Origin of the sequence: Phascolarctobacterium succinatutens CAG:287 (genome assembly GCF_000434895.1) — a bacterium.
GTDB lineage: Bacteria > Bacillota > Negativicutes > Acidaminococcales > Acidaminococcaceae > Phascolarctobacterium_A > Phascolarctobacterium_A succinatutens_A.
In genome coordinates, this window is the sequence record NZ_FR892806.1 from 39,301 (window position 1) to 50,876 (window position 11,576).

Consider the following 11,576-nt stretch of genomic DNA (forward strand, 5'->3'; position numbering starts at 1 on the left):
AAGCAATGCTGTTAGGTATTGATGTAGGCGGAACCTTTACGGATGCCGTAGTGCTGCGGCAGGGCGAGGTGGTGGCGCAGGCCAAGCGCGCGACAACGCATGACGATGTGCTGCAGTGCGTGCTGGCGGCGCTGGATGCGGTGCTGCAGCCGGGAATGGCGCAGGAGCTGGAGCGTGTCGTAATATCCAGCACTATCGTGACCAACGCTTTGACCGAGGGCAGCCTGCCGCCGGCGTTTTTGGCAATTATCGCCGGACCGGGCATGAACGTCAAGGGACATCTGCCGGTGACACCGTATTATTTGTCGGGTTATGTGGACCATCGCGGCAAGATTACGGCTAATATCGAATGGAGCAGACATCAGGAGCTGCTGCGGCGCAAGGGCAGCGGCGTGTGCGCTGTGAGCGGCAAGTTTTCCGTGCGCAACCCGCAGCTGGAATATCAGGCGGAGCATGAGCTGAAAAAATGCGGCTACAGCAAGGTGTTCTTGGGCAGCGAGCTGAGCGGTGAGCTGAACTTTGTGCGCCGCAGCAATTCGGCCTATTTTTCCGCGCAGGTGTATGAGCTTTTCACCCGCTTCTGCAGGCGCGTGGAACGGGCTTTGGCAGAGCGCGGTATCAGCGCTCCGGTGCATATTCTGAAGGCGGACGGCGGTACGCTGCCGCTGGAGGCAGCTTTGCAGCAGCCTGTGGAGGCTGTGTTTACCGGTCCTGCTGCTTCCGTACTGGGCATAGAGGCACTGGCTGCTCCCCAAGTGAACAGCATCTCGCTTGATGTTGGCGGCACTACTACCGACATTGCCTTTTGGGAGAACGGCCTGCCGCTGATGGCCCGCAAGGGTGCGGCGGTTGCCGGTTATCCTACGGCAGTACGCGCCTTTCATATGCGCAGCATCGGCATCGGCGGTGACAGCAGACTGCATAAGACGGAAACCGGTTATGTTGTCGGCCCCGAGCGCGAAGGTCCCGCTGCCGCTGTCGGCGGCAGCATAGCGACGCTGAGCGATGCGCTGATTACGGCGGGTTATGTGCATTTCGGTGATGAAGAGCGGGCGCAGGCGGCGATTGCCGCTTTGGGCGGCGAGCCGCAGACGGAAGCACGCAAGATTGTGGCTGCCGCTGTTGAGCAGATTAAAACAACGATTCGGGAAATGCTGGACGAATGGGCCAAGCAGCCCGTATATACGGTTAACGATGTTATCAAGGGCACGGAATTTATTCCGCAGCAGCTGATTGGCGTGGGCGGCGGCGCACCGGGCTTAATCAGGGCGCTGGGCGAATCTATGGCGCTGCCGGTGGATATTCCTGCCGGAGCGATGGTAGCGAATGCTATCGGTGCAGCGGTGGCAAGGCCGACGCTGAGCGCAGGACTCAGAGCGGATACTACCGACGGCTATTATATTATTCCTGAGGGCGGAAAACGCGAAGCCTTGCCGCGACGCTTCAGCAAGCAGGCGGCAGAGGAGCTGCTCGCAAGCTGGCTGCGGGAGCAGACGGCGCAGTGGCAGCTGCCCGACCAGGAAACGGAGCTTATCAGCTACGAGCATTTTCATACAGTACACGGCTATTACGAAACCGGCGATATTTACAGCCTGCGTATGCAGCTGAAGCCGGGAATTCTCTATAAGGTTAGCGGCAGGGAGGTGAGCTTCTGATGGCAAAGAATACCTTGGGATTAGTATTTTTCCCTGCGTTTGACTGGATGATCAGCCCCGGTCACCCCGAACGGCAGGAGCGCTTATTATATACGCGCGACCAGCTGGAGGAGGAGGGACTGTTCGATTGCGAGGAGATTAAGGAATATCGCCCGCGTCTTGCTGAAATCGAGGATTTGCAGCGCGCGCATGTAGGCGTGCCGTCTATTGCACGCCTGATTACGCCGGCACATCTGACCTCTGCGGGAGGCTGCCTGGCGGCGGCCGATGCCGTAATGCAGCGGGAGGTGCAGCGTGCCTTTGCTCTCGTGCGTCCGCCGGGACACCACGCTATGCGTGTAGTACACGGAATCCGTGGTTTTTGTACTATTAATATTGAAGCAATAATGGTAGAATATTTACGTAGCAGGTATAATATCCGCAGGATTGCTGTTGTGGATACCGACGTGCATCATGGCGACGGCTCGCAGGATGTGTTCTACCATGATCCCGATACGCTGTATATCTCCTTCCATCAGGACGGGCGCACCTTGTATCCGGGCACAGGCTTTCCTAATGAAGCAGGCAGCCCTGCGGCTTGGGGCACGAATATCAATCTGCCGTTGCTGCCGGGAACAGGCGACGAAGGACTGCACCGTCTGTATGACGGCTTAATAACACATATTCTGGAGGACTTTCAGCCGGAGCTGATTATCAACAGCGCCGGGCAGGATAACCATTTCAGCGACCCGTTGGCGTCTATGCAGGTGACGGCACAGGGCTATGCGCGTCTGGCGGATAAGCTGCAGGCGGATATTGCGGTGCTGGAGGGCGGTTATTCTATTGAAAGCGCCCTGCCCTATGTCAACACCGGTATTATTCTGGCGATGGCAGGCATGGATTACAGCAAGGTGGTGGAGCCTGATCTGCGCGGACTGCGACCGCAGGATGAGCGCTGCAATAAACGCGTAGACCAGCTTATTGCCGAGGTAGGCGATTTGTACTTCAACCGTGAGCGCACGAGCAAGGAATTGCTGGCGAAATGCGGCAATACCTGGCAGCGCAGCAAGCATATCTACTACGATGAGGAGGGTATCCGCGAGGAGCAGGTGGAAAGTGTGCATTATTGCGAACGCAAGGCCTGCCTCGGTTATTTTACCCTGCAGACGGCGGCCGAAGGGACGCGCTTTGGCGACCAGAGCGCTTTCATTACCTGCCTGACGCGCGAAATCTGTCCGCATTGCCGGCAAAAGGCCTACGATGCAGCGCTGGCAGAAAAGAAGCGCGGCCGCTGGCAGTATGTGCTGGTGCAGGATATTGCCACAGGTACAGTAGAAAATCTATAAATAATAAGCATTAGGACGCCGGCAAATAAATATGCGTCCTAAGCTGAGAATCGAGGTTAAATAATGATTAATGAATTGGTTGTAGCTACCCATAATCAGGGCAAGGTGGAAGAGTTTAAAACTTTAATGAAGGATTTGCCGATTGATATCAAATATCTGGCAGATTTTGACGCAGTGGAAGCGCCGGCGGAAACAGGCCGTACCTTTGCTGCCAATGCCCGCCAAAAGGCTACCTATTATGCAAAGAAGCTGGGCAAGCCCTGTATTGCCGATGACTCCGGCCTGGAGGTGCTGGCGCTGGACGGTGCTCCCGGTGTGCGCAGTGCGCGCTATGCTGGCGAAAAGGCCAGCGACGAGGATAACAATAATCTGCTGCTGCACAACATGAAGTTTCAGGTTAAGCGTACCTGCCGCTTCCGCTGTGCACTGTGCGTAGCACAGCCCGACGGCAAGGTGCTCAATGAGGTAGACGGCATCTGCGACGGTATGCTGCTGCATGAGCCTTTAGGTGAAAACGGCTTCGGCTACGACCCGCTGTTCTGGTCCACCGAGCTGCACAAGGGTATGGCAGAGGCTACCATGCAGGAGAAAAACAAAATCAGCCATCGCGGTAAGGCAATCCGTAAGCTGGTTGCTATCTGGAGCAAAAAGAAATGAGAATAGGCATTACGGGTGATACGCATGGCAGCGCGCAAGCGATTCGCCGCATTCTGCAGCGGACACCGCCTATCGAGCTGTGGCTGCATACAGGCGATTATGCGGCCGACGCCAACCGCCTGCATGATGCGACAGGCATCAAAACAGTGCGTGTGCGCGGCAACTGCGATTTATTGGATGATGGCAGTAAATTTGATGAGTACCTGGAAATAGAAGGCTATAAAATCTGGCTGACGCACGGACACAGATATATAGAAAGAAATGTGCAGGCTGATTTGGGCTATTGGGCCAAGCAGCTGGGGCAGGATATTGTGGTATTCGGTCATACGCATGTGCCGATGGCAGAGTATTATGCGGAAACGCTGCTGGTGAACCCCGGCAGTCCGTCCCGCCCCCGCGGCGGCTCGGAGCCTTGCTTTGCGGTGCTTACACTGCAGGCGGGGCAGACGCCGCAGGTGGAATTCTTCAAGGTGTGAGTCTTTGGTTAAGAAAATTTTGCACAGTAAGCAAAAATCTTTTGACAATTACTCGAAATGATATAGTTTACACGGAAAATATCTTGCAAAACAGGGTAGTTTAATATACAATAAGTGTATACTATTTATCGGACGGAGCTAATGATTTTTTAGACAGCTTACGTCGGGAAATCTTGGGAGGAAAAAAGATGACAATGACTCTGCGTGAAGAAGCTCTTAAATTACATATGGATAATAACGGCAAAATTGCTGTAGTAAGCAAGGTGCCTATTGCAACCCGCCATGATTTGGCTATTGCCTATACCCCGGGTGTAGCTGAACCCTGTAAGGATATCAAAGAGGACAAAAACCTCTCCTTCGAATATACCTGCCGCGGCAACATGGTTGCTATTATTACCGACGGTACCCGTGTACTCGGCTTGGGCGACATCGGTCCCGAGGCTGCTATGCCGGTAATGGAAGGCAAGGCTGCACTGTTCAAAACCTTCGGTGATGTTGACGCTGTGCCTGTTTGCCTCGATACCAAGGATCCGGACGAATTCATTCGCACCGTTAAGCTGCTGCAGCCTAACTATGCAGGTGTTAACCTGGAGGATATTTCCTCTCCCAAATGCTATGATATCGAAGATAAGCTGAAAGAAATCTGCGATATTCCTGTATTCCACGATGACCAGCATGGTACCGCTATTGCATGCCTGTCTGCTGTACTGGGCGCACTGCGCTTTGTTAAAAAAGACATTGCTACCGCTAAATTCGTTGTCAACGGCTGCGGTGCTGCCGGCAGTGCTATCGGCCGTCTACTGGTAAACATGGGCGCACAAAACGTAATCATGGTTGACCGCTTCGGCGCTCTGTATGAAGGCATTGACGCTAAGCTGGATCGCATCCAGAGCTATCTGGCTACCGTAACCAATAAAGAGCATAAGCAGGGTACTCTTGCTGATGTTGCCAAGGGTGCGGACGTTATGATCGGTGCTTCCGCTCCGAACGTATTCACTAAAGAAATTATGCAGAGCATGGCTGACAAGGCTATTGTTTTTGCTCTGGCTAACCCTGTTCCGGAAACCAGCTATGATGCTGCCAAGGAAGCAGGCGTTGCAGTTGCGGGCACCGGCCGCAGCGACAGACCGAACCAGGTTAACAACGTAACCGTATTCCCGGGCGTATTCCGCGGTGCTATTGATGTACGCGCACGCGCTATTACCGAGGACATGAAGGTTGCCGCTGTTTATGCTATTGCAGATTTGATTGACGAAAAAGACCTGCGTGAGGACTATGTAGTACCGGACGCTTTTGACCCGCGTGTTGCTCCTGCGGTTGCTGCCGCTGTAGCTAAGGTTGCTATTGAAAAGGGCCTGGCACGCAAAATTGTAGATCCTGAGGTTGTAAGAGCCAATACTGCTAAACGCATCGGCCGTTAAGCCGCAGTATACAAATATTATTCTCACAATGACGATGTGAGCTTAGGAGGATGAAAACATGAGAGAAATAAAGGTTAGTGAAGTCACTGATGTTATTGCCAAGCTGTGCATGGATTCCTGCTACTATCTCCCGCAGGAGATGATGGACAAGATCAGAAATGCCGCTGTTGAAGAAGAATCTCCTTTGGGCAGGGAAATCCTTGCTACCTTGATTGAGAACTTCGAGCTGGCTAAGAAAAAAGCTGTTCCTCTGTGTCAGGATACCGGTCTGACCGTTGTATTTCTGGAAATCGGCCAGGAAGTGCATTTCGTTGACGGCGATTTGTACACTGCCATTCATGCAGGCGTAGCAAAGGGCTACACTGAAGGCTATCTGCGTAAATCCTCTGTAGGCGACCCGGTATTTGATCGTAAAAATTCCGGTGATAATACTCCGGCAATCATCCACACCAAGATTGTTCCCGGTGAAAAGGTTAAAATTATCGTTTGCCCCAAAGGCTGCGGCAGCGAAAACATGGGCGCTTTGAAGATGCTGAAGCCGGCAGACGGTGTTGAAGGCATCAAAAAATTTGTTGTTGATACCGTGCGTGCTGCAGGCCCGAACCCCTGCCCGCCGATTACCGTCGGCGTAGGCATCGGTGGCAACATGGAGCGCGCCGCTATTCTGGCTAAATACGCGCTGACCCGTACCGTAGGCGAACACAACAAGGATGAGCGCTATGCGGCACTGGAGGACGAGCTGCTGGAGCTGGTAAACAAGACCGGTGTAGGTCCTTCCGGCTTGGGCGGCAGCACTACCGCTCTGGCTGTAAATGTTGAATTTACCCATACCCATATCGGCGGTATGCCCTGTGCTGTAAACCTGAACTGCCACCAGGCACGCAAGGCTGAAGCAGAAATTTAAAGGAGGCGCCTGAAGATGAGTGAAGAAGCTGTAATCAAATATATTAATGCTCCGCTGACCGAAGAAACTGTCAAAGACCTGCATGCAGGCGACGTTGTACGCATCAGCGGTTATATCTACACTGCACGCGACGCTGCTCACAAGCGTTTGTATGAAGCGCTGGAGCGCGGCGAAAAGCTGCCTTTGGACCTGACCAATAATGTTATTTATTACGTTGGTCCTACTCCTGCCAAACCGGGCGAGGTTGTCGGCAGTGCCGGCCCCACCACCAGCGGCCGTATGGACAAATACACTCCGACTATGATTGAGCAGGGCATGCGCGGCATGATCGGCAAAGGTCTGCGCAGCCAGGAGGTTATTGATGCCTGCGCGAAGCATGGCGCTGTTTATTTCGTTGCTGTCGGCGGTGCTGCTGCTGTTATCACCCAATCCATCAAGAGCGAAACCATGATTGCTTACGAGGACCTTGGACCGGAGGCTATCCGCAGATACGAGGTTAAGGATTTCCCGGCTATCGTCTGCATCGACAGCGAGGGTAATGACTTCTATAAAGTTGGTATTGCCAAATATAAAAAAGAGTAACATTGTTAACAGATTAAGGGCAGGATTTTCTGCCCTTAATTTTTTTTGCGATTAATGTTGACAAAGACACTAGGATAATATATTATTACTCACATCTTAATAACACGCTCTTATCAAGAGTGGCGGAGGGAACAGGCCCGATGATGCCCGGCAACCAGACGAAGGTTATGGTGCTACATCCTGCAAGTGTAATCTTGAAAGATGAGAGGAAGACCGGCTCCTTCCTCAGAAGGAGTTTTTTTCTTAGGCGGATGTTTTGCAAGACGTGTTGGATAAAGAAAGGATGTAAAAAAGATGAAAAAATTATTAGTTGCATTACTGGCATTAGTGAGCCTTGCAGTTGTTGCTGCAGGCTGCGGCGGCGGAGACAAAAAGGCAGACAACGGTGCCGACAAAAAGGTTACCTTGAAGGTTGGCGCTACCGCTGTACCGCACGCTGAAATCTTGAACCAGATCAAAGGCACCCTGGCTAAAGAGGGCGTAGACCTGCAGATTATCGAATTCAGCGATTATGTTAAACCGAACCTGGCTTTGAACGATAAGGAGCTGGATGCCAACTTCTTCCAGCATGAGCCTTATCTGGATACCTTCGTTTCCGAGCGCAAGATGAATCTTGTATCCGCAGGCAAGGTGCATATCGAGCCGATGGGTATTTATTCCAAGAAAATCAAATCCCTGAATGATATTCCCGAAGGCGCAAAAATCGCTATTCCTAACGACCCGTCCAACGGCGGCCGTGCGCTGGCTCTGCTGCAAAGCGCTAAGCTGCTGAAGCTGAAGGATGGCGTTGGCGTTAAGGCTACCGTAGGCGATATCGTTGGCAATGACAAGAAGCTGAAGATTGTGGAAATCGAAGCTGCTCTGCTGCCGCGTTCCATGGATGATACCGATTTGTCCGTTATCAACTCCAACTTCGCTATGGAAGCTAAGCTGAATCCGGTGAAGGATTCTCTGTTCACCGAGCCTAAGGAATCTCCGTATGCTAACATCGTAGCTGTCCGCAAGGGTGACGAAAACCGTCCGGAAATCCAGAAGCTGATGAATGCTCTGCGTTCTCCCGAGGTTAAGAAGTTCATTGACGAAAAATACAAAGGCGCTGTTGTTGCAGCGTTCTAAGCAAAGCAAAACTGCTGTCGCATGTCAAAGTGCGACAGCTTTTTTATATAGCAAAATTTTGTTGCCGATGCAGGTGTAATAATGATACAATTATAACAAAGACGGGATGCGTGTAGAACGGTTTACTACTGCGGAAAGGGGGAGCTTAGCATATGACGGAAGCTTTAAAACTGCCTGTGGGAATAGAAGATTTTGCGGAAATTCGTCAGGCGGGCTTTTATTATGTTGATAAAACAAAATTCATTGAACAGCTGCTGGACGGCTGGGGCAAGGTTAATTTGTTTACAAGACCTCGGCGCTTCGGCAAGACGCTGAATATGAGTATGCTGCGCTATTTCTTTGAGATAGGAGCAGATGCTTCGTTGTTTGACGGCCTGCAGATTGCAAAAAATAAGAAGCTGTGCGAGGAGTATCAGGGAAAATATCCGGTAATTTTTCTTTCCTTTAAGAATGTAGAGGGACTTACCTTTGCCGATGCGCAGTATCGTTTGGCAGAGCTGATTGCCGGAGAAGCGGAGCGCTTTGCTTTTTTGGCGCAGAGCGATAAGCTGACGGAAAATGAGCAAAGCTTATATTGCGGACTGACGGCGGTGCGCGAGGGACGTTATGCGCTGGCAGATGAAGTCCTTGTTTCTGCCTTGCAGCTTTTATCGAAGCTTTTATCTAAGCATTACGGACAAAAAACGATTATTCTGCTTGATGAGTACGATGTGCCTTTGGATAAGGCCTTTCAGAATGGCTATTATAAGGAAATGGTGTCACTTATCCGCGGTATGCTCGGCCAGGCCTTAAAGACTAACGAGTTTCTGCAGTTTGCTGTGTTGACAGGCTGCCTGCGTGTTTCTAAAGAAAGCATTTTTACCGGCCTGAATAATTTTAAGGTGCTTTCGATTACCGATAACCGTTTTGATGAGCAGTTTGGTTTTACGGATGCTGAGGTGGAGCAGCTTTTGGCGGCTTATAATCTGACAGACCATCTTGAGGAAACCAAGGCGTGGTATGACGGCTACCGCTTTGGTGATGCTGATGTTTATTGTCCGTGGGATGTTATCAACCATGTTGATGTGCTGCGCAGCAATCCGTCGGCAAAACCACAGGCTTATTGGATAAATACCAGTGGCAATGCTTTGGTGAAGCTCTTCATAGAGATGGCCGATAAATCGACGCGTGATGAGCTGGAGCGTCTGGTTGCAGGCGAGGCTATAGAAAAGCATATCCGCTTGGAACTGACCTATGATGAAATAGACAGCAGCATAGATAATCTTTGGAGCGTGCTTTTTACCACCGGTTATCTTACGCAGAAGGGCGTGACAGAGGATGGCGCGTATAAGCTGGTGATTCCTAATCAGGAGATTCGCGAGGTGTACAAGCTGCAGATTCAGGAATGGTTTAAAAAGAAGGTTTTTGCCGACACTGAGCAGCTGCAGAGCTTTTGGCAGGCTTTCGCCATGGGTGACAGCGAGGCGGTAGAGCTGTTTTTGAACAGGACTCTCAGCAATTCCATCAGCGTTTTTGATGCTAAGGGCAGGTATGCGGAAAGAGAAAATTCCTATCACATGCTTTTGGTAGGGCTGTTGGCAGGAAAGGAAGACTGGCTGGTGCGCTCTAATGTGGAAGCGGGCGAGGGCTTTGCGGATATTATTGTTGAAACAGATGATTTGGATGATGGCGTAATCGTAGAGCTGAAGTATGCGCAGACGATGACGGCTATGGAGAAGAACTGTGCGAAGGCGTTGGCGCAGATTCGCGCAAAACGCTACGCAGATTATCTGCATAACAATGGCAGAGAAAAAGTTTTGCTTTATGGTATAGCCTTCTGCAAGAAAAGGTGCAGGGTTGTGGCAGAAAAGCTTTAGACGGCTTGCAGGCTTGTGGCTTTACCTGATGGTAAGGCCGTGGGCCTGCTTTTTATTTTTTTGACGCATCCGCCTGCAAAATATGCTATACTTAAAGAAAAACTAATCTAAAAATCGTGAGGTAGAATATGCGTAAATATGCAAAATTTTTCGTAACCCCAAAGGGAGAGCGCGCTGCACGCGGCGGTCATCCCTGGGTGTTCGGTGAAGAGGTAACTAAAATTGAAGGCGAGTATGCCAACGGTGATTTGGTGGATGTGGTAACGTCTAAGGGCAAATATTTGGGCACCGGTTTTGTGAACGACCATTCCAAAATCCGTGTGCGCATTATTTCCACCAATACTAACGACAAGTTTGACGGAGCCTTTTGGGAGCGCCGCCTGCGCTATGCGCTGGATTACCGCCTGACGGTTATGGGCGAGCGTGATTTTAACTGCTGCCGTCTGATTTTCGGCGAAGCGGATATGTTCCCCGGCCTGACCGTAGACCGCTATAATGATTTGCTGGTAACGCAAACCCTGTCCCTGGGTATTGAAATGCGCAAGCAGATGCTGTTTGAGCTGCTGATTAAAATTCTGCGCGAGATGGGACAGGAAATCCGTGGTCTGTATGAGCGCAATGACGTAAGAATCCGCCTGCTGGAGGGCATGGAGGAGGGCAAGCACTGGTTTGCTACCGATTTGTGCCCCGAGCCCGGCGCTGTGACTACCGAGATTGTCGAAAACGGCATCGAATATACGGTTGATGTAGAAAACGGCCAAAAGACAGGCTTCTTCCTCGACCAGAAATATAACCGTCAGGCGATTGCCAAGATTGCCAAGGGCAAGCATGTGCTGGACTGCTTTACCCACACCGGTTCCTTTGCGCTGAATGCTGCCAAGGGCGGCGCTGCGAGCGTTACCGCGGTTGATATCAGTGCGGAGGCAGTGCAGATGGCGGAGCATAATGCAGCGATTAACGATTGCTCCGATGTTATGCACGGCCTGCAGGCGAATGTTTTTGATTTGCTGAGCGATTTGTTCAACAAGCATTCGCGTGAATATGACTTTATTATTCTGGACCCGCCGGCGTTCACCAAATCCGGCAGCACGGTGAAGAATGCGATTCGCGGCTATAAGGAAATCAACCTGAAGGCGATGAAGCTGTTGCCGCGCGGCGGTTATCTGGCAACCTGCTCCTGCTCGCACTTCATGAAGGAGGAGCTGTTCGTGAAGATGCTGCAGGACGCTGCGCATGACGCCAATGTTTCTCTGCGTCAGATTGAAGCGCGCCAGCAATCTCCGGACCATCCGATTCTGTGGCAGGTGCCGGAAACAAATTATCTCAAATTCTATATCTTCCAGGTAGTATAAAAACTCAGTCTAAAAATATGCTGCTGTTAAGGGGGCGTTATTGTGCAGGCTTTAGAGGGTATTCGTGTGCTTGATTTGTCACGGCTGCTGCCGGGACCGTATTGTACAATGCTGCTGGCCGATTTCGGCGCAGAGGTTATCAAAATCGAAGAGCCGGAACGGGGCGATTATGCCCGCAGTTTTCCGCCGTTCCTCAAGGATTTCGGTTACTGGCATCTGCAGCTGAACCGCA

The 11,576-nt window shown here is 51.4% G+C and carries 11 protein-coding genes and 1 riboswitch; all 11 genes read left to right on the top strand.

The window, feature by feature from the left end; genetic code table 11:
* Positions 1-5 precede the first annotated feature (5 nt).
* Positions 6-1,655: a hydantoinase/oxoprolinase family protein gene (locus tag BN587_RS07845; protein ID WP_021720581.1), complete on the top strand. Its 1,650-nt coding sequence runs from the start codon at positions 6-8 to the stop codon at positions 1,653-1,655.
* Positions 1,655-2,980, top strand: a complete 1,326-nt coding sequence (locus BN587_RS07850) for a histone deacetylase family protein (RefSeq protein WP_021720582.1) — start codon at positions 1,655-1,657, stop codon at positions 2,978-2,980. Before BN587_RS07845 ends, BN587_RS07850 begins: the two co-directional genes overlap by 1 nt.
* Positions 2,981-3,043: 63 nt before the next feature.
* A complete protein-coding gene (locus BN587_RS07855) occupies positions 3,044-3,637 on the top strand; it encodes an XTP/dITP diphosphatase (RefSeq protein WP_021720583.1) in 594 nt (197 codons plus the stop codon).
* Positions 3,634-4,113 carry a metallophosphoesterase gene (locus BN587_RS07860; protein WP_021720584.1) on the top strand — a complete coding sequence of 160 codons (480 nt, stop codon included), beginning with the start codon at positions 3,634-3,636 and terminating at the stop codon, positions 4,111-4,113. Before BN587_RS07855 ends, BN587_RS07860 begins: the two co-directional genes overlap by 4 nt.
* A 194-nt stretch (positions 4,114-4,307) precedes the next feature.
* Positions 4,308-5,534 (top strand): NAD(P)-dependent malic enzyme, encoded by a 1,227-nt coding sequence (locus BN587_RS07865; protein WP_044484590.1) that lies wholly within the window; start codon positions 4,308-4,310, stop codon positions 5,532-5,534.
* Positions 5,535-5,592: 58 nt separating this feature from the next.
* On the top strand, positions 5,593-6,438 hold the full coding sequence (locus BN587_RS07870) for a fumarate hydratase (RefSeq protein WP_009145044.1): 846 nt from the start codon (positions 5,593-5,595) through the stop codon (positions 6,436-6,438).
* Positions 6,439-6,453: 15 nt separating this feature from the next.
* Complete coding sequence (locus BN587_RS07875) at positions 6,454-7,020, top strand: Fe-S-containing hydro-lyase (protein WP_021720586.1); 567 nt, start codon at positions 6,454-6,456, stop codon at positions 7,018-7,020.
* A 107-nt stretch (positions 7,021-7,127) separates the two neighbouring features.
* Positions 7,128-7,228: riboswitch (SAM riboswitch) on the top strand.
* A gap of 86 nt (positions 7,229-7,314) precedes the next feature.
* Positions 7,315-8,136, top strand: coding sequence for a MetQ/NlpA family ABC transporter substrate-binding protein (locus tag BN587_RS07880; RefSeq protein ID WP_009145042.1), 822 nt, complete (start codon positions 7,315-7,317; stop codon positions 8,134-8,136).
* Between the two features lie 152 nt (positions 8,137-8,288).
* Positions 8,289-9,992, top strand: a complete 1,704-nt coding sequence (locus tag BN587_RS07885; RefSeq protein WP_021720587.1) for an AAA family ATPase — start codon at positions 8,289-8,291, stop codon at positions 9,990-9,992.
* Between the two features lie 128 nt (positions 9,993-10,120).
* Positions 10,121-11,344, top strand: coding sequence for a class I SAM-dependent rRNA methyltransferase (locus tag BN587_RS07890; protein ID WP_021720588.1), 1,224 nt, complete (start codon positions 10,121-10,123; stop codon positions 11,342-11,344).
* Between the two features lie 42 nt (positions 11,345-11,386).
* A partial coding sequence (locus BN587_RS11440) for a CoA transferase (RefSeq protein WP_303684927.1) occupies positions 11,387-11,576 on the top strand: 190 nt, incomplete at its 3' end.